Source organism: Mycobacteriales bacterium, assembly GCA_040902655.1.
Taxonomy (GTDB): Bacteria; Actinomycetota; Actinomycetes; order Mycobacteriales; family SCTD01; genus SCTD01.
In genome coordinates, this window is the sequence record JBBDWV010000040.1 from 59,167 (window position 1) to 83,985 (window position 24,819).

The following is a 24,819-nucleotide window of genomic DNA, read 5'->3' on the forward strand; positions in this document are numbered from 1 at the left end:
GCCGGTCGGGCCAGACTAGGCTGCGGTCCAGATCCGGCAGGTGGGGCGGTGCGGCGCCACCGCCCGGCCGTCCGGGAGGATCTCGCCGGTGTCGTCGAACAGCACGACGCCGTTGCACAGCAGGCTCCACCCCTGGTCGGAGTGGCGGGCCACCACCCGGGCCGCGTCGTGATCGGGCGCTGCGGCACCCGGGCAGGGCGGGTTGTGGGTGCAGGGTAGGCACATCGTCGTGCTCCAGGTCGGTCTGGCGGGTCGGAGGAGGTGCGAGGGCGTTCGCCCCATCCTTCACGTCGGATGGCCCACGTGGTTGCTGAACGCTCGAACGGGGGAGGGTCGGTGCGGCTGTCCACAGCGGTGCCCGGCCTGCCGCCGGGGTCCTACCAGGAGCTGGAACGGCTGGAATGGCGCCCGGGGGATGCCGGTGAGCCGGCCGACCTGCTCGCCGACCTGCTCGCCGAGCACGGGCTGGACGGGCCGGCCGGGGGTGGGTCGACCGGGGGTGGGCCGGCCGGGCGCGGGCGCGGGACGGTCGTCGCGCTGCTGCTCGGCGCGAACGGCTGCGCCCGGTTGGCCGGACTGCCGGCGGGGCCGGCCTCGCCGGTGCCCGCTGTCCCCGAGCTGGTGGCGGTCGCGCTGCGGGCCGGCGACACGACCCTGTACGGGCCGCAGCCCGGCGGCGACACCCCCTACCTGCCGCAGCCGCCGCGGGTGGGGGAGTGGGCGAGCTCCTGGACCGATCCGGAGCATGCCGCGGCGGTCGAGACCGTGCGCGCGGCAATCGCCCGCGGCGAGGTCTACCAGGCCAACGTGGTCGGCCACCGCAGCGCCGGGCACAGCAGCGACCCCCGCGACGTCGCAGCCGCCGTGGCCGGCCTGCCCGGTGCCACCTACGGCGGCACGCTGAGCGGTCAGGGGTGGGCGGTCGGCTGCGCGTCGCCGGAACAGCTGGTGCGGGTGGCCGGCGACCGGATCAGCACGGTCCCGATCAAGGGGACGCTGCGGGTGGCCCCGGGCGCGCAGGCTGCGCTGCGGGCCAGCAGCAAGGACCGTGCGGAGCACGTGATGATCGTCGACCTCGAGCGCAACGACCTGTCGCGGGTGGCCGTCACCGGCAGCGTCGAGGTCGAGGAGCTCTACGCCCTGACGACCTGGGCCGGGCTCTGGCACGCCAGCTCCACGGTCGCGGCGCGGTTGCGCCCGGACGTGACGGTGCTCGACGTGCTCCGGGCGCTGGTGCCGGGCGGCTCGGTGACCGGTGCGCCCAAGCGGGCGGCGTGCGCTCTGCTGGCCGACCTCGAGCCGGTGGGGCGGGGTCCGGCGATGGGCGCGCTGGGCGTCGTGACCGCGACCGGGTTGGAGCTCGGGCTGACCATCCGGACCGTCGGGGTGGACCACGACCGGGTCCACCTGTGGGCCGGCGGCGGCATCACCTGGGGCAGCGACGCGGCGGCCGAGGTCGAGGAGGCGCACGCCAAGGCCGGCCCCGTGCTGCGGACCCTGTCGGCCGCTGCGTCATGCTGAGCGCGGCCCAGCGCGCTCCAGCGAGCATGACGCAACGAGCTCAGGTGCGGCCCTCCTGCTCCTGGGCCTCGTGCAGCACCGGCTCCTGGCCCATCCACCTCGCCCGCAGCACCGGGAGGCCGGCCGCCTCGTAGGCGTCGCAGACCTGCGGGTCGTCGTCGACGGCCACCGCGACGGTGCGGTCGGCGGCCAGCCGGCGCAGCAGGTCGAGTTTGGCCACCCGCGCCGGACGGCGGTCGTGCGGCCGCCGCATCGACAGCCGCCCCTGCGGCAGCCCGTGCTCGGTGAACCAGGCGAGGGTGTCCGCCCGGCACTGCTCGGGGCGGCCGGTGACGTAGACGACCTCGCACTCCTTCGCGCTCTCGCGGGCCAGCGCGACGCCCTGCGCCAGCGGCGGGTCGTCCACGGCGGCGGCGAAGAAGCCGTCCCAGTCCTTGGGTCGCCGTTCGACGAAGTGCAGCCGGTGCCGGACGTCGGCGAGCACACCGTCGACGTCGAAGACGGCCAGCGGGGGAGTGCTCATGGGGGAACCGGTTCCCGGATCGGACCGGCCAGACGCTCGAGCGGCAGGAACGACAGCAGCGCCACGACGTGCGGCAGGAAGATGATCGTGACCGTGGCGAACGTCAGGAGATGGAAGCCGAGGAAGCCCAGCGCCAGCAGCCAGGTGACGCGGGGGGTGCGCCAGCGCACCAGCAGCAGGGGGGCGACCGCCAGCTCGAGCAGCAGCAACCCGTACTGCGCCGCGTGCAGCACCCGCGGCACCTCCAGCAGCGGCTCGGACAACGGCGTGTTGCGGCGCAGCACCGCCCGGGTCAGGGTCGCGCCGTCGACCCAGTCCCAGCCACCGAAACGGATCTTGGCGACGGCGGCGAGGGTGTAGGTGGCCACGACGGCCAGCGCGGTGACCTGCAGCGCCCAGCCGGCGGCCGCCGAGCGCCCGCCCGGGCGCAGCGGTGCCACCCCCACGCTCGGCAGCACGAACAGCAGCACCAGGAAGGCGAACCGGTCGTGGTCGACCTTGCCGTAACTCATCGCCACGACCATCCACTCGAGGTAGAGGACCGCGACCAGCCAGCCGGTCGTTCGCGGCAACCGGTCGCGGGCCGCGGCCAGTGCGGCGACCAGTGCCGCGCCGACCAGGACGAGTTGGAGGATCTCCACCCACGGTCCGGGCGCAGGCAGGTGCAGCAGCCGCCCGATCCGCAGCGGGACGTACAGCTCGGCCGGGACCTGCGCGTGCGCACGCACCCACGGTGTCGTCACCAGCACGTCCACCGGGACGAACAGGTAGGCGATCAGCCGCAGGACGGCGATCCGGGCCAGGGGAGCGGGGCAGAACAGCCACCCGCTCACGGGCGCTGCCACCGTACGAGGGTGCGCTCGGCCGGTCGGCCGGTCGGCCGGCTGTCGCGCAGCCGGTAGCGCCGCTGCACCACCCGTACCTCGGTGTAGGGCGGCTCCTGCGGGCGGAGCCGGTCGTGGGCGCGCGAGAGGGCGCCGAGCAGCTCGGGGTCGGCCAGGAACCGGTCGACCTGCCCCTCGACCTCGGCGCGCCGGAGCCCGGTGGCTCGTTCGTCGACGACCCGCAGCCGGCCGGTGGCGTCCCGCGCCTCGACCCGGGTGCTGGTGACCGTGCCGTCCGGGGCGTCGCGGGTGGCGTACATCCGGAAGGGACCGAACGGGAAGTCGTCGTCCTGCCCGACCAGGGTGCCGGCCAGCGTGAGCGCCACCAGCAGGAGGACCACCACGGCACGGACCCGGCGGCCGGCCCTCGTCAGCACCTCCGGAGAGTAACCATCATGTCCAGCTCAGTTACTCAAGGTGACAAAGCATCGCGACGAAGGGACAGCATCCCCCAAACAGAGGCAATGACATGCAGCTTCGCTCACTGTCGGTAGCGGTACTCGCCGCGATCCTGCTCGTGCCGGTCAGCGGCACCGCCGCCCATGCCCTCGGAACCTCCTCGGTCTCCACCGTGCAGAGCACCTTCAAGAACTCCGCGGTGCAGAAGGCCAAGCGGTCGGCGTGGGCCAGCAGGGTGCCGCAGACCGGGGCGGTGACCGCGCCGACGCCCGTCGCCAGCTACGCCGACCGGGTGCTGACCCTCACCAACCGTGAGCGCACCAGCCGCGGCCTGCGCGCCCTGTCCTTCTCCGGATGCGCCGACGGCTACGCCGACAGCTGGGCCCGTTCGCTGGCCAAGGCGGGGGTCCTGTCCCACCAGCCGCTCGCGCCGATCCTGACCGCCTGCCGCGCCCGCGCCGTGGGCGAGAACGTCGCCTACGGCAACCACACCCCGGAGCAGCTCGTCCAGCGATGGATGGCCTCGCCCGGCCACCGGGCGAACATCCTCACCGCGGGCTTCACCCACCTGGGCGTCGGCGACGTCACGACCTCCACCGGCCGCGTCTATGCCGTCCAGGTGTTCCTCACCCTGTAGCCGCGCCGGCGACCAGCGGGGGGCGCCCTCGAGGCTGCACGCTTTGACTTGACATAATGTGGATTATCGGCGGCAGCCGACGATCCTCCTGTGCTTGAGCGCGCGAGCGCGCCGGCGGACTGCAGGAAGCGGCGGCGATCCAGGTGCATGCAGCCGGATTCGCTCCCGGACAGCCTGCTCCTGCCTAGGACGTCCTGAGCGCTTCCTCGATCTGCGCGTCGGCCTGCTCGAGCGCGTCCTCGAGGCGCTGACCCGCGCCTGGCGCGTCGCCCTCGACGGCGGCGACCGCCCGGGACACCTCGATCATGGTCTCGCGCTCGACCACCTTCACCCGCTCGCGGATCCGCTCGTCCGGCAGCGGCCCGTACGCCGCGCCGAGAGCCAGCTCGTGGGCGTCCAGCAGCTGCCAGCCGTCCCACGTCGTGTAGGCGATCCCCCGCGACATGAGGAACTCCGTCACCGCCTCGCGCGACGGCTCGGACGCCTCGGGCATCGTCGGCAGGTCCTCGAGCAGCGAGCCGATCGTCTCGATCGCGTCGCCCTTGGTGTGGCCGATCAGGCCGACCGGGCCGCGCTTGACCCAGCCGTTGACATAGACGCCGGGGATCGGTGCGCCGTCCAGGTGCAGCACCCGCCCCGCGGCGTGCGGCACCACGTGGTTACGGCTGTCCCAGGGCAGCCCGGGCAGCTCGGTGGAGCGGTAGCCGACGCAGCGGTAGACCGCCTGCACCGGCCAGTCCCGAAACTCCCCGGTCCCCTGCACGCTGCCGTCGCCGGTCAGCTCGGTCCGCTCGGTGCGGAAGCCCTCCACCGTGCCGTCGCCGAGCACCTCCACGGGCGACTCGAAGAAGTGCAGCCAGAGCTTGCGCGGCCGGTCCCCCTCGCCCTTGTCGGCGGTGCGCATCGCGTACTTCTCCAGCTCGCGGACCACGAGCTTGGTCTGGTTGTCGGAGTTGATCGCAGCCACGGACCCGTCGTCGTACTCGATGTCCTCGGGGTTGACCAGGACCTCGACGTTCGGGCTGTGGTCGAGCTCGCGCAGCTCCAGGGGGGTGAACTTCGCCTGCGCCGGGCCGCGCCGGGCGAAGACGTGCACCTCCTCGACCGGCGAGGCCGCAAGACCCCGGTAGACGTTGTCCGGGATCTCGGTGACCAGCAGCTCGTCAGCCGTCTTGGACAGCATCCGCGCGACGTCGAGCCCGACATTGCCGGCCCCCACGACGGCGATCGAGCGCGCCTCGAGCGGCCACTCGCGCGGCACGTCCGGGTGCCCGTCGAACCACGACACGAACTCCGCGCCGCCGAAGCTGCCGGCCTTGTCGATGCCGGGGACCTCCAGGTCGCGGTCCTTCTCGGCGCCGGTCGTGAACACCACCGCGTCGTAGTAGCGGCGCAGGTCGTCGAGCTTGATGTCCACGCCGTACTCGACGTTGCCGAACAGGTGGACCTGTGGCTTGCTCAACACCTGGTGCAGCGCCTTGACGATGCCCTTGATGCGCGGGTGGTCCGGCGCGACGCCGTAGCGGATCAACCCGAACGGTGCGGGCTGCCGCTCGTACAGGTCGATCGAGACGGGGGTGTCGGACTTCATCAGCACGTCGGCGGCGTAGATGCCGGCCGGTCCGGCGCCGACGATCGCCACCCTCAGCGGGCGGTCCTCGGTCCCTGGGCGTGCCACGAGCACTCCTTGCCGTCGATGATGGTCCGTCCCCCCGCAGAACGCGGGCCGGCCACTGCATTGTTCCGTACGGGTCGGCTGTGACGTCCGCCACGACGGCGGTTCAGAACAGACCGCTCAGCAGGACCGTGCCGAGCACCGCGAACAGCCCTGCCGTGCCGAGCCGCACGGCGCGTGCGGGCAGCCGGCTGAACAGGGTCCTACCCACCAGGACCGCGAGCGCATCGGCGAGCACGAACCCGGTCACCCCGCCCAGCCAGGTGAGCAGCGGGCCCTCACGGGCGGCCAGCGCCGCGGTGGCCAGCATCGTCTTGTCGCCCAACTCGGCCACCAGCACCGCCCCGAACGACAACAGCACCGTGGCGACCGGCCGGCCCGGGCCGAGCGGTCCGTCGTCGTCGCGCCGCCACGCCAGCAGCGCGGCCAGCCAGAAGCCCAGGCCGGCCACGAGCAGGACCGTCGAGGCAGAGACGGCGGAGGCCAGCGCCGCGCCGACTCCGGCGGAAAGCCCCTGCAGCACCACCGCGACCAGCGCCAGGCCGAGCAGCACCTGGCCGGCCGGCCGACGGGCCGCCAGCGTCAGGGCCAGCAACTGGCTCTTGTCGCCGAACTCGGCGACGAAGACCACGCCGAGGGCGAGCAGGAAGATCGACACGTTCCCCGTCCCGGCCGGGACGGTTGCGGCAAACGCCTCCGGCCCGGCAGCTTCGCTGCCAAGGACCGAAGGTCTCGCCCGCCCGGCTCCTGCGTGCAGGACGGCCGGACCCGGCTGACCGGGCACACCCGGGGGCGCACCAGCATGTCGACCAACCGGTGAGGGGGCTACTCCCCTTCGTCGTACGAGCAGCAGCGTACCAACCGAGGAGTCAGCCGAGGCGGACCAGCCGCACCGACGGGGTCGCGTAGACCCGCCGCACCACCACCCGGCCGTGCGTCTGGGAGGCATCGGCCATGTAGCCCCAGCCGAGGTAGACGCCGAGATGGGTGGCCGGCTGGTTGTAGACGACGACGTCACCGATGCGGGCCTCGGCCAGCGCAACCGGCGTGCTGCGCTGCACCAGGGCCTGACGGTCGTGCGGCAGCGGCCTGCCGCCGGCGTGCTTCCAGGCGGTGGCGACCAGCGAGACGTCGTTCCAGCCCGTGGGCCCGGCGGGGCGGCCGGCGACGCCGACGGCCTTGGCGTTGGCGGCGGCCCGAAGGGCGACCGGGCTCGAGGGGGAACGCTGCACGCCCGGCAGGCCCTGGAGCGGCGTCAGTCCGCCGCCGGCCGGCTTGGGTGCGGCCGCCGGCTGGGGTGCGGCCGGCCTGGGTGCCGCGGGTCGGGGAGCGGCCGCCGCAGCCTCCGGCGAGTCCGCGACGGGGGCGCTGCTCGCCGGCGCCGGCAGCGGCGGGGGTGTCCACGGCCGGACCTTCGGCATCCCGGGCCGCGGCACCCGCCCGTACCGCACGACGCCGGTGTTCCAGATCAGGCGCTGCACGACCGCGCCGCGGGACTCGCCGGCGTCGATCATGTAGCCGCCACCGGACACGATGCCGACGTGCGTCACCGGGTGGCCGAAGAAGACCAGGTCGCCCCGCAGCAACTGCTCGGGCGGGACCGGAACGGCCCAGGCCTGCTGGTCGCGGGAGACACGCGGCATGTCCTTGGCGCCCCCGACCGTGCGCCACAGCGAGGTCAGCCCGGAGCAGTCCCAGCGGTCCGGGCCGTTGCCGCCCCACTGGTAGGGGTCGCCGAGCTGGTTGCGGGCGACGTGCAGCACGTCCGCCGCGGCCTGGTCGGGGGCACCGTCCAGCGGCACCCGGGAGCTGCTGGCGTGGAAGGTCGTGGTCGCCGCGAGCGCCAGGCAGGCCAGTACGAGACCGGCCGCGCGCCGCCGGGGTCCGGAACATCCGACGGGCCGCACGGCGCGCCTCCTGGTGTTGAAGTGACAGATGATGTAGCGCTCCTCGGCAACGTAGACCTTCGGCCTGAGTCGCGCAGCCGCTTCAGCTGTCGCTGTCGGGCTCCTGCAGCGCCTGCACCCCCAGGGCGACGGCAGCCGCGGCCACCGCCAGCACGGTGCCGCCGGCCCGGCGGGCGACGCGGCCCCGGGCCAGGGCGCCGCCGATGGCGAGCACGTCCGCGGCGTCGCAGAACGTGCCGACCGCCAGCCAGCTGCGGGCCGTCCGGCGATCGGGGCTGCGCAGCGCGACCAGCGTGCCGAGGCCCAGGGCCAGCTCGCGGGCGCCGAGCATCTGGACCGCCCAACCGAGCCGGGCGCTGGTGGCCGAGTCGACCCCCAGCAGTTGCGGCAGCGTGCGTGGCCGGACGGTGAGCACGAGCCCGGCTCCGGCCCGGCCGAGCGCGAGACGGCGCGGCGACCCCCAGCCGATCACCGCCCGTACGGCGGAGGAACGCGCGGTCGGGGCAGCGGGGCGGATGAGCAGCGGCACGGAAGGCCTCCTCGACGTCGGCGGGGCGCGCAGAGGTGTCCGCGGCGCCCGGTCCGGGAATCCTCCCGGGCGTCTGCACGTTGGCACAGCAGACGCCCTGACCCAGGAGGCACCCATGAGCGACCGAGTTCTGCGAGGCACCCGCCTCGGCGCCGTGAGCTACGAGAGTGACCGGCACACCGAGTTCGCGCCGCGCTCACGGACTGCCTACGACTGCCCGGACGCGCACGCGACGGAGGTCCCGTTCGCGGCCGAGGCGGAGATCCCCTCGATCTGGGAGTGCCGCGTGTGCGGGGCGCCGGCGTTGCTCCGCGACGGCGCCCAGCCCGAGGAGAAGAAGGGCAAGCCGGCCCGTACGCACTGGGACATGCTGCTCGAGCGTCGCTCCCCGGCCGAGCTCGAGGAGGTGCTGGCCGAGCGGCTGGCCGTCCTGCACGAGCACCAGGGCAAGGTGAAGGCCGCGCTCAAGAGCGAGCGCGCCAAGGAGCGCAAGAGCGCCTAGTCGGCGGGTGCAGTTCGCCGTCGCCGGCTAGTTCCCTCCGTCCTGCGGCGGCTTGCCCCCGTCCCGCGGCGGCGCCTCCGGGCCCTCCACGACCTCACCGTCCACGATCTCGCCGCCCGCGACGTCGCCCCGGCGCTTCGGCGGTCGCCGGGCCCGCTCCGCCGCCAGCCCGCCCACCATCCCGACCACGCCGAGCCGCCTGGTGACCAGGCCGGTGAGCATCCGGCGCAGCACGGCGCGCGACGGTGGCAGCACACACAGCAGCCCGAAGGCGTCGGTCGCGAAGCCCGGGGTCAGCAACAGTGCGCCGCCGAAGATCACCAGCGCACCGTCGGCCACTTCCCGCGCCGGCACCCGGCCGGAGCCCAGGGCCGTCCGGAAGGCACGCCAGGTCCGGGTGCCCTCCCGGCGCAGCAGGTAGGCCCCGAGCAGCGACATGACCAGCAGCAGGACCAGCGTCGGAAGGATGCCGAGTAGCTGACCGACCTGCACGAGGAGGTAGATCTCCACGAGCGGGACGATCACCAGGGTGGCGACCAGCAGGGCGGGCATGTCAGCCGCTGTCCGGGCGGCTGGGCCGGACGCCGCTCTCGCGATGGGTGGGTCGCACTTCCCGCCGGCGGCTGTTGCGCAGGCCCCACCAGGTGACCCGCCAGAGGGCCTCGAGCACGATCGCGCGGTTCATCTTGGACTCGCCCCGCTCGCGTTCGACGAAGGTGATCGGCACTTCGACGACCTCCCAGCCGGCCTTCCACGACTGCCAGGCCAGGTCGACCTGGAAGCAGTAGCCCTGCGAGGCCACCTCCCCCAGGGGCAGCGCGTCGAGCACCTCCCGGCGGTAGGCGCGGTAGCCCCCCGTCGCGTCCTGCAGCGGTAGTCGTAGCAGGGTGCGGGCATAGGCGTTGCCGCCCCGGCTGAGGATCTCGCGTGACCTGGGCCAGTTGACCACCTTCCCGCCGGTGACCCAGCGGCTGCCGAGCACCAGGTCGGCGTGCTCGAGCGCCGCCAGCAGACGCGGTAGCTGCTCGGGTGAGTGCGAGCCGTCGGCGTCCATCTCCACGACGACGTCGTAGCCGTTGTCCCTCGCCCAGCCGAACCCGGCGATGTACGCGGCGCCGAGCCCAGTCTTGCCGGTCCGGTGGAGCACGTGCACCCGGTCGTCCGCGGCCGCCATGGCGTCCGCGATCTGCCCGGTCCCGTCGGGGCTGTTGTCGTCGACGACGAGCAGGTGCGCGCCCGGCACGGAGGCGAACAGCCGGCTGCCGATGATCTCGACGTTGTCCTTCTCGTTGTAGGTCGGCACGACGACGAGCACCCGGTCCAGCGGTGCCCTCATGCGGACCGCCGCCGGCGCGCAGCGAGCAGCCCCAGCAGGCCCAGCCCGGACAGCACCGCCTCGGGCGCGGCACCGAGCCGGGTGGCCGGCGTGCGGCCGGTGCGTACCGGAACCTCGTGCACCAGGACCTCCCGGGTGAAGACGGCCGCCTGCTCCACCAGCGTCCCGTCGGGCGCGATCACGGCGCTGATGCCGCTGGTCGCGGCGACCAGCACGGTGCGGCCGTGCTCGACCGCGCGCAGCCGGCCCATGGCCAGCTGCTGCACGGTCTCCCCGCTGCGGCCGAAGGTCGCGTTGTTGGTCTGCACGACGATCAGCCTGCCTCCTCCCGTGACGACATCGCGCACCAGGTCGTCATAGGCCACCTCGAAGCAGATGACGTCGCCGAGCCGGACCGGGCCGACGTCCAGCACCCCCACCTCATTGCCTGCGGCGAAATCGCGCGGGACCAGGTCGACCTTGCTCGTCACCCTCCGGACGAGGGAACGGTAGGGGATGTACTCCCCGAACGGCACCGGGTGGCGCTTGACGTAGCGGCGGCCGGGGCCGCTGACCGGGTCCCAGACGATGCCGGCGTTGCTGACCTGCTCCCCCGGGCCCAGCAGGACCGCGCCGACCAGGACCGGCACACCGATGTCCTGCACCGCCCCGTCGATGGCGGTGAAGGCCTCCGGATCGGTGAAAGGGTCCAGGTCCGAGGCATTTTCCGGCCAGATCACCAACTCGGGCCGCTCGGCCCGCCCGGCGCGCACGTCGGCCGCCAGCTCGCGGGTCGCGCTCACGTGGTTGGCCAGCACCGCGGCGCGCTGGGCATTGAAGTCCAGCCCGAGGCGCGGGACGTTGCCCTGTACGACGGCCACCCGTACGGACTCGCCCCCGGTCGGCAGCGGGACGACAGCGCCGGCTCCGGCAGCCAGGGCGCTGCCGCCGACGGCGACCAGCGCGGCCAGCACCGGCCCGCGCCGGGCGTGCAGCACCGACCAGGCCAGCGCGCCGGCCAGCAACGCCACGGTGAAGGTGACCAGCGGCGCCCCGCCGAGTGCGGCCAGCGGCGTGAGGGCGCTGTCACCCTGGCTGAACGCGAGTCGCCCCCAGGGGAAGCCACCGAACGGAAGCCGCGCGCGCAGCGCCTCCTGCCCGGTCCAGAGGGCAGCCGACCACAGCGGCCAGGCCGCGGTGCGGGTGGCGAGCGACAGCGCGGCGCCGAGCAGCGCGAGGAAGGCGGCCTGCAGCAGCGCGAGCGCCAGCAGCGCCCCGGGACCGGCGATGGTGGCGGTCCAGCTGACCAGCGGCAGGAACAGCGCCAGACCGTGGACCAGCCCGAGCAGGGCGCCGCGACGGGCCGACGTCCCCCGGCAGACCAGGGTCAGCAGCGCCACGGCGGCAGGCGCCAGCCAGGGCAGGTCGACGGGCGGGAACGCCAGGTAGAGCAGCAGGCCGGACAGGACGGCGCCGGTCAGCCGGAGGCCGGCGGCGCGGCGGCGGGGCAGCCCGGCCAGCCGGCAGGGCGGCTCCCCCGGTGGGATCGGGGCCCGCTCCGCCGGCTGATGCAGGCCCACGGCCGCCCGGTGCTCCACCGGCTCCATTGTGCCCGTCCTCGGGCCGGGCCGGCGGGGCCCACCGAAGCAGGCGCCCGGGTCCCTTCGGACCGACCGGGCAGCGGCTGGGAGCCGCCGACCTGCCGTTGTCTACTGAGCCCGGGCGCCTGCCCTCGGGTGGACCGGAGCCGAGGGTAGCGGCCACCGCCCTTGCGCTGTCAACCGGCCTCTGACCTGCACCTTTACCTCGTTCATGCAGGTCAGAGCGGGTGCCGGAAGAACCGGCTGATTAGCTCTTGATGTTGCGGCGTTCATGTGGTCCACACCTCCCGTCCACCCACGACCGTGCGCCGGCAGAGCGGGTCATCGGCGGACAGGTCGGGCAGGCCGGCCACTCCGGAGCGCGGGTCGGTCGACCACGCCGAGATCCGCTCGTCGGGCATCTGCACCACCAGCTCGGTCGGCAGGTCCCAGACGGCGAAGCTCGCGGGAGCACCGGGGGTCAGCTCCCCCGCACCCTCGACCCGTGCCGCGCGCCAGCCACCGCGGGTGTGCGCCGAGAAGGCCGCCCGGGCCGACAGCCCGCTGCCGGGGCTCCGGTGGTGCACGGCGGCGCGCAGCGTTCCCCAAGGGTCCAGCGGTGTCACGGGGGCATCCGAGCCCAGAGCCAGCGGGACGCCCGCAGCGGCCAGCGCCGCATAGGGGTTCATCGTCCGGGCCCGTTCGGCCCCGAGGCGCTGCACGTACATCCCGCTCTCGCCGCCCCAGCGCGCGTCGAAGGCCGGTTGCACGCTCGCGACCACGCCGTACGCCACCATGGCCGCGATGAGCGGTGCGGTCAGCAGCTCGGCGTGCTCGACGCGGTGCCGGGCGGCGCGGAGGGCCGGCAGCCCGACCTGCTCCGCTGCCCGGCCGATGCCGGCCAGCACGTTGTCCAGCGCGGCGTCGCCGATGGCGTGGAAGCCGGCCTGCAGCCCTGCCCGGGTGCAGGCGGCGACGTGCCGGGCGACCTGCTCCACGGTGAGGTAGCCGTGCCCACGGGTCGGCTCGTCGAGGTAGGGCTCGTGCAGGTGGGCGGTGTGGCTGCCGAGCGCGCCGTCGGCGAACAGGTCCCCGCCGGCGCCGACCGCACCCAGCTCGCGCGCGCGCTCGATCCCGTCCAGCTCGCCCCAGTAGCCGACCACCTCGACCCCGTGCCCGAGCGCCAGCAGCGTGCGGAAGTCCTCCTCGCCGCCGATGTCGGGGCCGCCGCACTCGTGCACGCAGGCGATGCCGAGCTGCGCGGCCCGGTCGAGGGTGGCCTGCTGCGCCGCACGGCGCTGGCCCGTTGTCACGGCGGCGTAGGCGGCGCGGCGGACGACGTGGTGGGCGTCCCGGCGGACCAGGCCGTCGCCGAGGAAGCCGGCCGCGCGGCGGGTGTCGGGCGCGGCCGCGAGCAGCGCGCTCGACACCACGGCGCTGTGCACGTCGGCGCGCGCGAGATAGACGACGCCGCCGTACGACGCGCGGTCCAGCTCGGCTGCCGTGGGCGCCCGGCCCTCGGGCCAGTCGGTCTCGTCCCAGCCGGTGCCGAGCACCACTGCCCCGCGGGCCTTGCGCGCGGCGGCCGCGACCCGGTCGAGCGCCACGGCCAGCGAGGGTGCGTCGGTGAGGTCCAGCCCGGTCAGGGCCAGGCCGGTGGCCGTGGCGTGCACGTGCGCGTCGACGAACGCGGGCGCGAGCCACGCGTCCTCGAGGTCAACGGTCCGGTCGCAGCTCATGGCGTCGGCCGCGCCCTCGCCGCCGACCCAGGCGACGGTGCCGCCGTCCACGAGCAGGGCGGTCGCGAACGGGTCCGCCGGCGAGCGGACCCGACCACGGCGGTACAGCGTCGTCGTCACCCGGTCGAGCCTAGGGACCACCTCGCCCCCTCTTTCCGCCCGTACGCCGGGAGCAACGGGAGAAACCCGGCGTGAGGTGGCTACGGGCGTACCGGCGCAGGGCATGCTGCCCGCGGTGATCGGGCGGTGGTGCAGGAGACGGCGGCGCAGATCCGGGCGGCCGGCGGGACGGCGTCGGCCGTCGTCGTGGATCTCGCCGATCCTGAGCAGATCGCCCGCGCGATGGCTCAGGTCAGCGACGAGTTGGGGACGGTGGATGTCCTGGTGAACGCCGCGGGCACCGACGTGCCGGGGCCGGTGGCCGAGCTGTCCCTGGCCGGCTGGGACCGGGTGCTCGACGTGAACCTGCGGGCCTGCTTCCTGCTGGCGCAGGCGGTGTGGCCGGGCATGCGGGACGCCGGAGCCGGCACCATCGTGAACGTCTCCTCGGTCGCCGGCCGCCGCGGCTGGGCCAACGCCGCCGCCTACTGCGCCGCGAAGTTCGCCCTGACCGGCTTCACCCAGGCCCTCGCCGCCGAAGGCCGGCCGTACGGCATCCGGACCTGCGTGCTCTACCCCGGAGCGATGGACACCAGCTGGGGGATCTGGTCGCCCGACGACCGTGGCAGCGGCGAGCCGACGGTCCCGGCGGATGCCCTTGCCCCGGACCAGGTCGCCCGGCTGATCACCTGGATCGCCTCAGCACCGGCCGATCTGGTGCTCAACGAGGTGACCGTGACACCGCTGCTGGAGCAGGGCTGGCCGTGAGCGCCGCCGGTCGGCGGTGCGACTGACGGACAGGCGCGTCCCGGGGCGTGGGACCGTGGACGACGTGGCTCTGCACCTGACCGGCGCGCCGGGACAGCCCGAGCTGTTCGACCTGCCATGGCACCTGCCGCTCGAGCAGTGGCCCGCCGAGTGGCTGGTCGGGCTGCCCCGCGGCGTGTCCCGGCACGTCGTGCGGTTCGTGCGGCTCGCCGACGACGTCTACGCCGTGAAGGAGATCGGCCGGCATGCCGCGGAGCGGGAGTACCGCGTGCTCCGCGCGATGGAGCGCGCCGAGGTGCCGGCCGTACAGGCGGTCGGCATCCTCGAGGGCCGGACCGGCCGCGCCGGCGAACTGCTCGAGACCGCCCTGGTCACCCGGCACCTGCAGTTCTCGCTCCCCTACCGCGCGCTGTACTCCCAGACGCTGCGCCCGGAAACCGCCGTCCGGCTGCTCGACGCGCTCGCGGTACTGCTCGTCCGGCTGCACCTGGCCGGCTTCCACTGGGGTGACTGCTCGCTGTCGAACACCCTGTTCCGGCGGGATGCCGGCTCGTTCGCGGCCTACCTGGTCGACGCCGAGACCGCGGAGCAGCAGCCACGGCTCACCGACGGGCAGCGTCGCTACGACGTCGAGCTGGCCCGTACCAACATCATCGGCGAGCTGATGGACCTGCAGGCCGGCGAGCTGCTCGATCCCGCCGTCGACCCGATGCACATCGGGGACACCATCGTCTGCCGGTACGGCGAGCTGTGGTCGGCGCTGACCGGGCCCGAGGTGTTCCGGCGCGGCGAGCGGTACCGCATCGACGCCCGGATCCGCCGGCTGAACTCGCTCGGCTTCGACGTGGCGGAGCTCGAGGTCGAGACCGGGCTCGAGGGCGACCGGGTGCTCGTGCAGCCCAAGGTCGTCGACGCCGGGCACCACGCCCGCCGGCTGCTGCGGCTGACCGGGCTGGACGTCGAGGAGAACCAGGCGCGCCGGCTGCTCAACGACCTCGACGCCTACCGTGCGGCGCTCGGTCAGCAGGGCGAGCCGGAGGAGCTGGTCGCTCACCAGTGGCTGACCGACGTCTTCTCCGCCGTCGTGCGGGCGGTGCCCCGGAGCCTGTGCGGAAAGCTGGAGCCGGCGGAGGTGTTCCACGAGGTGCTCGAGCACCGGTGGTTCCTGTCCGAACGGGCCGGCCGCGACGTGGGGACCGCGGAGGCGGTGCGCAGCTACGTCGACCAGGTGCTGCCGCTCAAGCCGGACGAGCGGGCGGTGTTGGCCGCTGTCCCGCCGGGCGCACTGCCGCCCCCGGGTCCGTAGGGCGGGGAATGTCCGGTCTGCCGGCTCTGGGGTACGGCGTCGCGACCTCCGCCTACCAGATCGAGGGCGCGGTCGCCGAGGACGGCCGCGGCCCCTCGGTGTGGGACGTGTTCACCAGGCAGCCCGGCGTGGTGCTGGACGGCACCGACGGGTCCGTCGCCTGCGACAGCTACCACCGGCTGGACGACGATCTGGTTCTGCTGAGCGCGCTCGGCGTCTCGGCGTACCGCTTCTCGATCGCCTGGCCGCGGGTGCAGCCGCTCGGGCACGGCCGGATCGAGCCCCGTGGGCTCGACTACTACGACCGCCTCGTGGACGGCCTGCTGGCCCGCGGGCTGCGGCCGTTCCCGACCCTGTACCACTGGGACCTGCCGCAGCCGCTCGAGGATGCCGGTGGCTGGCCCGTCCGGGACACCGCCGAGCGGTTCGCCGACTACGCGCGTGCCGTCGCGGGCCGGCTCGGCGACCGGATCGACACCTGGGCGACGCACAACGAGCCGTGGTGCACGGCCTTCCTCGGGTATGCGGCGGGTGCCTTTGCACCCGGCCGGCGGGATCCGCACGCGGCGTACGCCGCCGCCCACCACCTGTTGCTCAGCCACGCCCTCGCCGGCGCCGCCCTGCGCGCCGAGGTCGCGGGCGCGCAGGTCGGCCTGGTCCTCAACCTCGCACCGGTGTGGCTGGACCGGGACGGCGACCCGGCGGCGGCCGACCACGTCGACGCGGTCCAGAACCGGTTGTGGCTGGACCCGCTCACGCGGGGCGCCTACCCCGAGCTGCTGGCCTCACGGGCCCTCACTCCGGCAGGCGTCGCGCTGCCGGAAGACCTCGAGCGGATCCGTGGCTCGGTCGACTGGCTCGGCGTCAACTACTACACCCCCTTCCGGATCGGCGCGGCGGGCAGTGCCGGCAGCGGCGTCGGCCAGGACGCCGGCGGCTACCCGGGCGCACCCGACTTCGCCTTCCGCCCCCGCGGGCCGCTGACGACCATGGGCTGGGAGGTCGAGGCATCCGGGCTCGAGGAGGTGCTGCGGCGGGTGGCCGAGGAGTTGCCGGGTCTGCCGCTGCGGGTGACGGAGAACGGCGCGGCGTTCCCGGACGACGCGCGGGGGCCGGCCGGCGAGGTCGAGGACCTCGACCGGATCGACTACCTCCGGCGGCACCTTGCGGCGGTCGAGCGGGTACGGGCGGCGGGTGTGCCGGTGCTGGACTACTTCGCCTGGTCGCTGCTGGACAATTTCGAGTGGGCGCAGGGCTACACGCAGACGTTCGGTCTGGTGTCGGTGGACCCGGTCACCCGGCAGCGGACGCCCAAGCGCTCCTTCTCCTGGTACGCCGGGCAGGCCCGGGCGGGCTCTGCCCGGTGAAGCCCGCCAGCGTCAGCCCTTGAGGCCGCCGGCGAGCAGCCCTCGTACGAAGTAGCGCTGCAGTGCGAGGAAGACCGCGATCGGCACGAGGATCGACACGAACGCGCCGGCCGAGAGTAGGTGCCAGGCGGTGCCCTGGGTGCCGGCGAGGTTGGCGATCGCTACCGTGATCGGCGCGACGTCCGGGGAACCGCCTGCGAAGGTGAGGGCCACGAGCAGGTCGTTCCACACCCAGAGGAACTGGAAGATGCCGAACGCCGCGAGCGCGGGCGTCAGCAGCGGCATCAGCACCTTGAACAGGATCTGCACGTGCCCCGCCCCGTCCACCCGGGCCGCCTCCAGCAGCTCCTTGGGGATCTCGCGCATGAAGTTGTGCAGCAGGAAGATGGCCAGCGGCAGCGCGAAGATCGAGTGCGACAGCCAGATCGTCCAGAACGACCCGGCCAGGCCGGCGTCGACGTAGAGGGTCAGCAGCGGGATCAGCGTCACTTGAATCGGCACGATCTGCAGCGCGAAGACGACGACGAACAGCAGGCTGCGGCCCTTGAAGTCGACCCACGCGAAGGCGTAGGAGGCCAGCAGGGCCAGGGTGATCGGGATGAGGACCGACGGGATCACGATCACGAAGCTGTTGACGAAGTAGGCACCGAGACCCGCCGATCCCTCGGTGCTGAGCACGGTCCGGTAATGGTCGAGCGTGACGGCGGGGTTGGTGAAGAAGGTCCACCAGCCGCTGGTGTTGATGTCGCGCTGCGGCCGGATGGAGGTGATGAGCAGGCCGAAGGTCGGCAGTGTCCACAGGAATGCCAGCACGACCGCGAACAGCGAGGCCCACGGGCTGGTCAGCCTCTTCTTGGCGTTGTCGGCTGCGAGCGTGACGGGGTTGACGGCGGGTGTCGTCGTCGTGGCCGTGGTGCCACCGGTGGGCTCCGCGGCGGGAGTGGCGGCGGTCATCGGGCCTCCGTGGACCGCAGCTGGCGGACGTTGTACGCGACGATCGGGATGACGAGCAGGAACAGCAGTGTGGCCAGCGCCGCGCCGAGCCCCTGGTTCGCGCTGCGGAAGCTCTGGCTGTAGAACTCGTTCGCCACCACGCTGGTGTTGAACTGGCCGCCGGTCATGGTGCGGACGATGTCGAAGACCTTCAGCGTCGCGATGCCGATCGTGGTGAGCACGACGATCACCGCGGGGGCGATGGTCGGCAGCGTGACGTAGCGGAACATCCCGAGCCGCTTCACCCCGTCGAGCCGGGCCGCCTCGACGATGTCCTCCGGGACCGCCTTGATGGCCGCGGAGAGCACGGTCATGGCGAATCCGGCCTGGATCCAGATCATCACGACGATGAGGAACAGGGTGTTCCACGGTTCGTCCAGCAGCCACTGTCTGGGGCTGCCGCCGAGTGAGACCAGGATCTGGTTGAGCAGGCCGATCTGATTCACTCCCGGCTGGTCCGGGCGGAACTCGTAGACGAACTTCCAGATGATCGACGCGCCGACGAAGGAGATCGCCATCGGCAGGAAGATGAGCGCCTTGGCGAGGGCCTCCATCCGGGCCTTGTCGATCAGGATGGCGTAGAGCAGGCCGATCGCGGTGGCGACGAAGGGCGTCAGCACCACCCACAACACCGTGTTGCGCAGCACGGTCAGCTGGCCGCTGTCGGTGAAGATCGTCGCGTAGTTGGCCAGCCCCACGAAGGAGTTGCCCCCGGCGTCGAGGAAGGACTGGTAGATCGTCCGCAGTCCGGGATAGATCAGACCGATCGCCACCAGGAGCCCAGTCGGCAGCAGGAACGTCAGCGCCACCCAGCGCTCGGCGGAGCGGCCCCTGAACCGGCTGGCCACGAAAAGGATCACGCCGACCACCGCGAGAAACATCGCGACGGCCAGGCCCATGCGCAGGAACTTGTCGGTCGCGCTCATGCCTCGCCCTCACCTCCGCACGGCACCGGGGCCGGCGGGTGCGCATTCTGCACCCTCCGGCCCCGTTCCGTGATCCACGGTCCGACCCGGCCCGACGTCAGCTCAGGACTTCGGCCAGGCCCTTTCGATCGCGTCCACCGTCGTCTTCGTGTCCTGACCGGTGATCCAGTTCGTCGCCTGCTTCCAGTACTCGTTGGAGCCGATGGCCCCCGGCATCTGGTCCGATCCGTCGAAGCGGAAGACCGCACCCTCGTCCTGGAAGGTCTCGGCCGCGAGTCGGTCGATCGGGCTCACCAGCTTGTCGACGTCGAGCCCCTTGTTGGCGCTGACCCAGCCGCCGTTCGGGCTCGCCTCGGCCTTGTTGTTGGCCCAGGTGTCGGAGGACAGGTAGATCTGGAAGGCCTGGACCGCGGGACGGTCGTTGAAGGCGAGCAGGAACTCTCCACCGCCGAGCACCGGCTTCTCATCCGCCGTCTTGCCCGGAAGGTAGAAGGCGAAGACGTCGCCGTCCTCCGACACCTCGGTGCCCTCCGGCCAGTTCGACGCGTAGAAGCTCGCCTGACGGTGCAGCGAGCAGTTTCCCTCCAGGATCGGCAGGCCACCGTCCTGGAACGTGGTCGTCGCGATGCTGCGGACATCGCCCAGACCGCCGTTGACGTACTTGTCGTTCTTGAGGTACTCGCCGGCGGCGTCGAGCGCGGCGGCCGACTCCGGTCCGTTGAAGGGGATCTCGTGGTCGACCCACTTGTCATAGGTCTCTGCGTCGGAGGTGCGCAGCATGAAGTCCTCGTGCCAGTCGGTGATCGGCCAGCCGGTGGCCTCGCCACTGCTGATGCCGGCGCACCACGGCTTGCGTCCACCCTCGGCCAGCTCGTCCGAGACCTCCTTCAGCTCGTCGAGCGTCGTGGGGATCTCGATGCCCTTCTCCTCGAACTCGGCCGGCGAGTACCAGACCAGGCTCTTCATGCTGGCACCCAGCGGCGCGGCGTAGAAGGTGCCGTCGACGGTGCCGTAGCCCTTCCAGTCCTCGCCCCAGAACTCGTCGACGTTGGCGGCGACCTCGTCCGGGGCGGCCACCGCCTTGCCGGTGCCGACCAGCTGCGTGAGCAGACCCGGCTGCGGGATGATCGCGAGGTCCGGCGGGTTGCCGGCCTGCGCGCGCACGAGAACCTGCGCCTCGAAGCTCTTGTCACCTTCGTACCGGACGCTGGCGCCGGTGCACTGCTCGAAGGGCTTGTAGCTGTCGATGTGCGGCTTGTCCTCCGGCGTGACGATGCCGGTGTAGACGGTGATGCTCTCGCCGGACAGGTCGCCGTACTTTTCGTAGTCGGCGCAGTCCACGTCGCCGGTGACACCGCCGGCGGTGGTGCCGCCGCCACCACAAGCCGCAAGCGCCAGGCTGAAGGCGCCGACCAGCGCGACCGTCCTCAGCCTCTTCGGGGGGAGGGCCATGCCCGTGCCTCCTCGTTCTCCGCGCCCGGCGGCGGAGAGCGCGCCGGCGTCATCGGTTGGGTGCAGGGCCTTCCTATGTCCGCCACGGCCGGGCTGCAACGTCACCCGCCGAGATGATCGCGTAACGATCGCGTCACGAGGCTTCCGTGGGTGTCGCCAGGGCATGGGTGTCCAGCCGGCGGCCGCGCATGAGAACCTGCGGGCGTTCGGCAATGGACTTCCACTCGGATCGTCCGGCACGTACCTGCCGGTGGAGGGATCGACAGACATGGCCACGGTGACCTTCGACAAGACGACGCGGCATTACGCCGGTGCGGAGACCCCCGCGGTCGATGCCCTTGACCTCGAGATCGGCGACGGCGAGTTCCTCGTGCTCGTCGGTCCCTCGGGCTGCGGCAAGTCCACGTCCCTCCGGATGCTGGCAGGCCTCGAGCCGGTGGACCGCGGCGCCATCCGGATCGGCGAGCGCGACGTGACGGACGTCGAGCCGAACCACCGCGACATCGCGATGGTCTTCCAGACCTACGCCCTGTACCCGCACATGACGGTGGCCGAGAACATGGGCTTCGCGCTGAAGATCGCCGGGAAGCCGAAGGAGGAGATCCGCACCCGCGTGGAGGAGGCGGCCCGGATCCTCGACCTGACCGACTACCTCGACCGCAAGCCCAAGGCCCTCTCCGGTGGTCAGCGTCAGCGGGTCGCCATGGGTCGGGCCATCGTCCGCAGCCCCCAGGTCTTCTGCATGGACGAGCCCTTGTCCAACCTCGACGCCAAGCTCCGCGTCGCCACCCGCACGCAGATCGCCTCGCTGCAGCGCCGGCTGGGTACGACCACCGTCTACGTCACGCACGACCAGGTCGAAGCGATGACCATGGGCGATCGGGTCGCGGTCCTCGACGCGGGCGTCCTGCAGCAGGTCGACACCCCGCGGCACATGTACGACAACCCCGCGAACCTGTTCGTCGCCGGCTTCATCGGCTCCCCGGCGATGAACCTGCTGGACGTCACGATGAACGGTGGGGGGCCCCGGCTGGGTGGCTATGAGTTCCGCGCGCCGCGCGAGGCGCTGGCCGGGGTCACGACGGGCACGGTCACCGTGGGCGTGCGCCCGGAGAACCTCGAGATCTGCGGCAACGACACCGGTGTCGAGGCCGAGGTCATCCTGGTCGAGGAGCTCGGTTCGGACGCTTTCGTCCACGCGAGCGTGCAGCAGGAGGGCAAGGAACTTCTCCTGGTCGCCCGCGTCGACCCGCGGAGCCCGCCGAGCAAGGGCGAGCGCATCCGGCTGGCGCCGACCTCCGACATCCACCTGTTCGACACGGTCACCGGCACGCGGCTGACCGGGTGAGGCGGTCGGCGGTCACGCCGTCAGTGAGCGGCCGATGACCAGGCGCTGCACCTGGTTGGTGCCCTCGACGATCTGCAGGATCTTGGCCTCGCGCAGATAGCGCTCCGCCGGGAAATCCTCCACGTAGCCGTAGCCGCCGAGGATCTGCACGGCGTCCGTCGCGACGCGCATGGCGGTGTCGCTGGCGAACAGCTTGCTCATCGCCGCCTGGGCTGCGTACGGCCGGCCGGTGTCGCGCAGCCGGGCGGCCGACAGGTACAGCGCCCGCGCCGCCTCGATCTGGGTCGCCAGGTCGGCGAGCAGGAAGGACAGCCCCTGGAAGTCGCCGATCCGCTGGCCGAACTGCTTGCGCTCCTTTGCATAGTCCACCGCCAGGTCGAGCGCCGCCTGGGCGAGCCCCACGGCGCACGCCGAGATCCCGAGCCGCCCGCCCTCGAGGGCGCTCATCGCGATGCGGAAGCCCTCACCCTCGGCACCGAGCAGCCGATCGGCCGGCACGCGAGCCTGCTCGAGCAGGATCGTCGCGGTGGTGCTGGACCGCATCCCCATCTTGCGTTCCGGCGGCTGCGGCGAGAGCCCGGGCGTTGCCGCGGGAGCGAGCAGGCACGAGATCCCCTTCGGGCCCGGGCCGCCGGTGCGGACCATGAGGTTGTAGAAGTCCGCCTCGCCGCCATGGGTCACCCAGGCTTTCGCGCCGTCCACGACGTAGCTGTCCCCGTCCAGAACCGCCCGGCTCTGCAGCGCGGCGGCGTCCGACCCGCTGCCGGACTCCGACAGGCAGTACGCGCCGAGCAGCTCACCGCCGAGCATGTCGGGCAGCCACCGCCGCTGCTGCTCTGCCGTGCCGTACGCCGCCAGGGGAAAACAGCTCAGCGTGTGCACACTGGCCCCGAGCCCGACCGCGAGCCAGCCGCGGCTGAGTTCCTCGAGCACCTGCAGATAGACCTCGTACGGCTGCCCGCCCCCGCCGAACTCCTCCGGATACGGCAGGCCCAGCAGGCCGGCCTTGCCGAGGGTGCGGAACAGCTCGCGCGGAAACTGCTCGCGCGCCTCCATGTCGACCGCGCGCGGTGCGACCTCCCCCTCGACCAGGTCACGGGTGAGCCCCAGCAGCGACTCCGCCTCCTCGGACGGCAGCGAACGGACGACGGGCGGCATGCACAGCCTCCGGAAGCAGTCGGATCGACCCCGCCACGCTAGCGCCGCCGGCGCGCAGGACGTCCAGCCCACCCGCGTGGGCCATCCTCCGTACGGAATTGCTGCCGCGCGGACCGGCACGTTCACCCACGCGGCAGCAGCATGACCGGTGGCGCGTATATGGAACTGCTGCCGCGCGGACCGGCAGTTTCATACGTGTGTCCGGCAGCACCATGTCCGCCGGTGCGTATATGGAGCTGCCGACGTCAGCGCCAGCAGTTCCATATACGTCGGCACCTCACACACCGCGGCAGCCCAGGTACGCGGCAGCCCAGGTGCGCGGCAGGCTGAGCCGCTGCACAGCGAGCCGCCCAGTCCACAGTCCCCTGCAGCTGCCCTCCGCGCCGCCGGGAGTGCGGCACGCTCAGAGGGTGGAGGCAGCCGAGATGCTGAGGGCGGTGCGCCGGCGGCAGCGTTGGAGTCAGCGCGAGCTCGCCGCGCGCACCGGCGTCCACTCCCGCACCGTCGCTGCGGTGGAGGCCGGACGGCGCTTGCCGACCCTGGCCGTGCTGATGGCAGTGCTGGAGTCGGCGGGTCTGGAGCTGGCAGTCGATCTGCCGCCACCGGCTCCGACGGCGGAGCTGCTGGTCTTCCTCCGCCGAAGCCTCACACACCGGCTGGTCCAGGCGGTGGGTGACCAGCCCGGCTCCTGTCAGCACGGACCACTGTGGGAGCAGCTGCGTGCGCTGGCCCGTCACGGTGACGTCGTCCTGCACGGGCCCGCTGCACTCGCCCTGTGGACGCCGAGGGAGCAGCCGCTGAGCCAGATCGAGGTGTGCTTCCCGGGTCGATCGATCGGGGACGTTCCGAGCACGCCCCTGCTGCACGTACTGCCGTCGTGTGCGGTTCACTCGGGTGCGCCCGTGGCCGTCAGCCTCGAGTCCTGGGAGGTCGGGGTCGATCCGCCGGCGGAGCTGGCCCTGCAGCCGGCCTTCGCTGCCGAGCGTCCGCTGCTGCGATGTGTCGCGCGGGTCCTGCACGAGGAGGCGGCGGTGGATCGGGCGGGTCGGCGGGTGGCCGCCCACAAGGATCCCGCCCATGCCGCCGAAGAGGCCTACGTCTTTCACACCAAGCGGTTCGGCCAGCGCCCGATGCCGGACCGGGGTGACCGTCGCGGCTGGCGGCTGCGGGACGACGCGAGCCTTGCCGCCTGGCTCCTCCGGTACGGGTACCCGGCCTGACAGCCTCCTGGCCATTCCGATCTGACAGCCTGGCGGGGTGCCTGGACAGCTGACCCTGCTCGATACCCCCTCGCTCTGGTACCGCGCCTTCCACGGCGTGCCGGAGTCGGTCACCGCACCGGACGGCTCGCCGGTCAACGCCGTGCGCGGGACGATCGACCTGATCGCGCGGATCGTCCGGGACACCCGGCCGGCCCGGCTGGTCGCATGCCTGGACCTCGACTGGCGCCCCGCGTTCCGGGTCGCCGCTGTCGCCTCCTACAAGGCGCACCGGCTCGCGGACAACGGCGCGGAGGCGGAGCCGGCGAGCCTGAGCGGCCAGGTCGGCGTACTGCTGGAGGTGTTGGACGCGATCGGCATCGCGACGGCCGGCGTCGAGGGGTACGAAGCCGACGACGTGCTCGGGACGCTGTCGGCGCGGGAGGCCGGGGCGGTGGACGTCGTGACCGGTGACCGAGACATGTTCCAGCTGGTCCGCGACGAGGGTCCCGTCCGCGTGCTGTACACGGTGGACAAGCTCGCGCCGTACACCCCGGGAACGGTCGCGGCCAAGTACGGCATTTCTGGAACGGCCTATGCGGAGTACGCCGTGCTGCGCGGCGATCCGTCGGACGGGCTGCCCGGCGTCAAGGGTGTCGGCGACAAGACCGCTGCGGCGCTGGTCAGCCGGTTCGGGACGGTGGAGGGCATCCTGGCCGCGCTGGACACCGGAGAGCAGGACGGCTTCCCGGCCGGCGCACGGGCCAAGCTCGAGGCCGCGCGGGCCTACCTCGCGGTGGCGCCCGCGGTGACCCGTGCCGTGCGCGACCTGCCGGTGCCGGAGCTGTCCGACGTACTCCCCCGCGGGCCGCGGGACCCCGCTCGGCTGGTGGCGCTGTCGGACCGCTGGGGTCTGGACAGCCCGCTGGACCGGCTGCTGAGGGCCTTGGAGACCGCGGCTGACCGCCCTGGTGGCTGACCACCCTGGTGGC

The 24,819-nt window shown here is 72.9% G+C and carries 25 protein-coding genes; 9 read left to right on the forward strand and 16 right to left on the reverse strand.

Going from position 1 to position 24,819, the window contains the following annotated elements; translation table 11 throughout:
• Positions 1-15: 15 nt before the first annotated feature.
• The gene (locus tag WD794_11290; GenBank protein ID MEX2290894.1) at positions 16-225 is read right to left on the reverse strand and encodes a DUF5999 family protein; all 210 of its coding nucleotides are present in this window, start codon (positions 223-225) and stop codon (positions 16-18) included.
• Positions 226-336: 111 nt separating this feature from the next.
• Here WD794_11290 and WD794_11295 point away from each other — a divergent pair, with 111 nt between their 5' ends.
• The gene (locus WD794_11295) at positions 337-1,521 is read left to right on the forward strand and encodes a chorismate-binding protein (protein ID MEX2290895.1); all 1,185 of its coding nucleotides are present in this window, start codon (positions 337-339) and stop codon (positions 1,519-1,521) included.
• Positions 1,522-1,561: 40 nt separating this feature from the next.
• Here the strand turns inward: WD794_11295 and WD794_11300 are convergent, their stop codons facing one another.
• The 3 genes from WD794_11300 to WD794_11310 are packed head-to-tail and all read right to left on the reverse strand — an operon-like array spanning position 1,562 to position 3,305.
• On the reverse strand, positions 1,562-2,044 hold the full coding sequence (locus WD794_11300; protein ID MEX2290896.1) for a hypothetical protein: 483 nt from the start codon (positions 2,042-2,044) through the stop codon (positions 1,562-1,564).
• A complete protein-coding gene (locus tag WD794_11305; GenBank protein MEX2290897.1) occupies positions 2,041-2,889 on the reverse strand; it encodes a hypothetical protein in 849 nt (282 codons plus the stop codon). Before WD794_11305 ends, WD794_11300 begins: the two co-directional genes overlap by 4 nt.
• Positions 2,874-3,305 (reverse strand): hypothetical protein, encoded by a 432-nt coding sequence (locus WD794_11310; GenBank protein ID MEX2290898.1) that lies wholly within the window; start codon positions 3,303-3,305, stop codon positions 2,874-2,876. The genes WD794_11305 and WD794_11310 overlap by 16 nt, the downstream gene beginning before the upstream one ends.
• Positions 3,306-3,397: 92 nt before the next feature.
• Here WD794_11310 and WD794_11315 point away from each other — a divergent pair, with 92 nt between their 5' ends.
• Positions 3,398-3,964, forward strand: coding sequence for a CAP domain-containing protein (locus WD794_11315; GenBank protein MEX2290899.1), 567 nt, complete (start codon positions 3,398-3,400; stop codon positions 3,962-3,964).
• A gap of 184 nt (positions 3,965-4,148) precedes the next feature.
• Here WD794_11315 and WD794_11320 read toward each other — a convergent pair whose 3' ends face one another.
• The 4 genes from WD794_11320 to WD794_11335 form a co-directional block, all read right to left on the reverse strand.
• Positions 4,149-5,642 (reverse strand): FAD-dependent oxidoreductase, encoded by a 1,494-nt coding sequence (locus tag WD794_11320; GenBank protein ID MEX2290900.1) that lies wholly within the window; start codon positions 5,640-5,642, stop codon positions 4,149-4,151.
• Positions 5,643-5,745: 103 nt separating this feature from the next.
• Positions 5,746-6,297: a TMEM165/GDT1 family protein gene (locus WD794_11325; protein MEX2290901.1), complete on the reverse strand. Its 552-nt coding sequence runs from the start codon at positions 6,295-6,297 to the stop codon at positions 5,746-5,748.
• Between the two features lie 211 nt (positions 6,298-6,508).
• Positions 6,509-7,546, reverse strand: a complete 1,038-nt coding sequence (locus WD794_11330; protein ID MEX2290902.1) for an NlpC/P60 family protein — start codon at positions 7,544-7,546, stop codon at positions 6,509-6,511.
• A gap of 82 nt (positions 7,547-7,628) precedes the next feature.
• Positions 7,629-8,075, reverse strand: a complete 447-nt coding sequence (locus WD794_11335; protein ID MEX2290903.1) for a hypothetical protein — start codon at positions 8,073-8,075, stop codon at positions 7,629-7,631.
• A 115-nt stretch (positions 8,076-8,190) separates the two neighbouring features.
• Here WD794_11335 and WD794_11340 point away from each other — a divergent pair, with 115 nt between their 5' ends.
• A complete protein-coding gene (locus tag WD794_11340; protein ID MEX2290904.1) occupies positions 8,191-8,577 on the forward strand; it encodes an RNA polymerase-binding protein RbpA in 387 nt (128 codons plus the stop codon).
• Positions 8,578-8,604: 27 nt separating this feature from the next.
• Here WD794_11340 and WD794_11345 read toward each other — a convergent pair whose 3' ends face one another.
• The 4 genes from WD794_11345 to WD794_11360 form a co-directional block, all read right to left on the reverse strand.
• Positions 8,605-9,129, reverse strand: a complete 525-nt coding sequence (locus WD794_11345; protein ID MEX2290905.1) for an FxsA family protein — start codon at positions 9,127-9,129, stop codon at positions 8,605-8,607.
• 1 nt (position 9,130) lies between these two features.
• Positions 9,131-9,913 (reverse strand): polyprenol monophosphomannose synthase, encoded by a 783-nt coding sequence (locus WD794_11350; protein ID MEX2290906.1) that lies wholly within the window; start codon positions 9,911-9,913, stop codon positions 9,131-9,133.
• Positions 9,910-11,499: an apolipoprotein N-acyltransferase gene (gene lnt, locus WD794_11355; protein MEX2290907.1), complete on the reverse strand. Its 1,590-nt coding sequence runs from the start codon at positions 11,497-11,499 to the stop codon at positions 9,910-9,912. Before lnt ends, WD794_11350 begins: the two co-directional genes overlap by 4 nt.
• A 263-nt stretch (positions 11,500-11,762) precedes the next feature.
• Positions 11,763-13,331: an amidohydrolase family protein gene (locus tag WD794_11360; GenBank protein ID MEX2290908.1), complete on the reverse strand. Its 1,569-nt coding sequence runs from the start codon at positions 13,329-13,331 to the stop codon at positions 11,763-11,765.
• 126 nt (positions 13,332-13,457) lie between these two features.
• Between WD794_11360 and WD794_11365 the strand changes: the two genes are divergently transcribed.
• The 3 genes from WD794_11365 to WD794_11375 all read left to right on the forward strand — a co-directional run bounded on the left by WD794_11365 (position 13,458) and on the right by WD794_11375 (position 16,751).
• Positions 13,458-14,078, forward strand: a complete 621-nt coding sequence (locus tag WD794_11365; GenBank protein ID MEX2290909.1) for an SDR family NAD(P)-dependent oxidoreductase — start codon at positions 13,458-13,460, stop codon at positions 14,076-14,078.
• Positions 14,079-14,142: 64 nt separating this feature from the next.
• Positions 14,143-15,384, forward strand: a complete 1,242-nt coding sequence (locus WD794_11370) for a DUF4032 domain-containing protein (protein MEX2290910.1) — start codon at positions 14,143-14,145, stop codon at positions 15,382-15,384.
• An 8-nt stretch (positions 15,385-15,392) separates the two neighbouring features.
• Positions 15,393-16,751, forward strand: coding sequence for a GH1 family beta-glucosidase (locus WD794_11375; protein MEX2290911.1), 1,359 nt, complete (start codon positions 15,393-15,395; stop codon positions 16,749-16,751).
• A 12-nt stretch (positions 16,752-16,763) separates the two neighbouring features.
• On the opposite strand, the gene WD794_11380 is transcribed toward WD794_11375, so the two are convergent.
• The 3 genes from WD794_11380 to WD794_11390 form a co-directional block, all read right to left on the reverse strand.
• Complete coding sequence (locus WD794_11380) at positions 16,764-17,705, reverse strand: carbohydrate ABC transporter permease (GenBank protein MEX2290912.1); 942 nt, start codon at positions 17,703-17,705, stop codon at positions 16,764-16,766.
• Positions 17,702-18,670: a sugar ABC transporter permease gene (locus WD794_11385; GenBank protein ID MEX2290913.1), complete on the reverse strand. Its 969-nt coding sequence runs from the start codon at positions 18,668-18,670 to the stop codon at positions 17,702-17,704. The genes WD794_11380 and WD794_11385 overlap by 4 nt, the downstream gene beginning before the upstream one ends.
• Before the next feature lie 102 nt (positions 18,671-18,772).
• Entirely contained in the window at positions 18,773-20,122 is a 1,350-nt protein-coding gene (locus tag WD794_11390) for an ABC transporter substrate-binding protein (protein MEX2290914.1), read from the reverse strand.
• Positions 20,123-20,390: 268 nt separating this feature from the next.
• Between WD794_11390 and ugpC the strand changes: the two genes are divergently transcribed.
• A complete protein-coding gene (gene ugpC / locus WD794_11395; protein ID MEX2290915.1) occupies positions 20,391-21,470 on the forward strand; it encodes a sn-glycerol-3-phosphate ABC transporter ATP-binding protein UgpC in 1,080 nt (359 codons plus the stop codon).
• Positions 21,471-21,482: 12 nt separating this feature from the next.
• Here ugpC and WD794_11400 read toward each other — a convergent pair whose 3' ends face one another.
• Positions 21,483-22,628: an acyl-CoA dehydrogenase family protein gene (locus WD794_11400; protein ID MEX2290916.1), complete on the reverse strand. Its 1,146-nt coding sequence runs from the start codon at positions 22,626-22,628 to the stop codon at positions 21,483-21,485.
• Positions 22,629-23,038: 410 nt separating this feature from the next.
• On the opposite strand from WD794_11400, the gene WD794_11405 reads away from it, so the two are divergent.
• Both WD794_11405 and WD794_11410 read left to right on the forward strand, forming a co-directional pair.
• A complete protein-coding gene (locus WD794_11405) occupies positions 23,039-23,848 on the forward strand; it encodes a helix-turn-helix transcriptional regulator (GenBank protein MEX2290917.1) in 810 nt (269 codons plus the stop codon).
• A gap of 37 nt (positions 23,849-23,885) precedes the next feature.
• Positions 23,886-24,806: a 5'-3' exonuclease gene (locus WD794_11410; GenBank protein ID MEX2290918.1), complete on the forward strand. Its 921-nt coding sequence runs from the start codon at positions 23,886-23,888 to the stop codon at positions 24,804-24,806.
• Positions 24,807-24,819: the final 13 nt, after the last annotated feature.

What these genes read in the sequence shown, in the direction of transcription:
- WD794_11340 (MEX2290904.1), top strand. Translation starts at nt 8,191, where the DNA reads ATGAGCGACCGAGTTCTGCGAGGCACCCGCCTCGGCGCCGTGAGCTAC.
- WD794_11290 (MEX2290894.1), bottom strand. Translation starts at nt 225, where the DNA reads ATGTGCCTACCCTGCACCCACAACCCGCCCTGCCCGGGTGCCGCAGCG.
- WD794_11345 (MEX2290905.1), bottom strand. Translation starts at nt 9,129, where the DNA reads ATGCCCGCCCTGCTGGTCGCCACCCTGGTGATCGTCCCGCTCGTGGAG.
- WD794_11385 (MEX2290913.1), bottom strand. Translation starts at nt 18,670, where the DNA reads ATGAGCGCGACCGACAAGTTCCTGCGCATGGGCCTGGCCGTCGCGATG.
- WD794_11315 (MEX2290899.1), top strand. Translation starts at nt 3,398, where the DNA reads ATGCAGCTTCGCTCACTGTCGGTAGCGGTACTCGCCGCGATCCTGCTC.
- WD794_11300 (MEX2290896.1), bottom strand. Translation starts at nt 2,044, where the DNA reads ATGAGCACTCCCCCGCTGGCCGTCTTCGACGTCGACGGTGTGCTCGCC.
- WD794_11350 (MEX2290906.1), bottom strand. Translation starts at nt 9,913, where the DNA reads ATGAGGGCACCGCTGGACCGGGTGCTCGTCGTCGTGCCGACCTACAAC.
- WD794_11390 (MEX2290914.1), bottom strand. Translation starts at nt 20,122, where the DNA reads ATGGCCCTCCCCCCGAAGAGGCTGAGGACGGTCGCGCTGGTCGGCGCC.
- WD794_11375 (MEX2290911.1), top strand. Translation starts at nt 15,393, where the DNA reads ATGTCCGGTCTGCCGGCTCTGGGGTACGGCGTCGCGACCTCCGCCTAC.
- WD794_11380 (MEX2290912.1), bottom strand. Translation starts at nt 17,705, where the DNA reads ATGACCGCCGCCACTCCCGCCGCGGAGCCCACCGGTGGCACCACGGCC.
- WD794_11400 (MEX2290916.1), bottom strand. Translation starts at nt 22,628, where the DNA reads ATGCCGCCCGTCGTCCGTTCGCTGCCGTCCGAGGAGGCGGAGTCGCTG.
- ugpC (MEX2290915.1), top strand. Translation starts at nt 20,391, where the DNA reads ATGGCCACGGTGACCTTCGACAAGACGACGCGGCATTACGCCGGTGCG.
- lnt (MEX2290907.1), bottom strand. Translation starts at nt 11,499, where the DNA reads ATGGAGCCGGTGGAGCACCGGGCGGCCGTGGGCCTGCATCAGCCGGCG.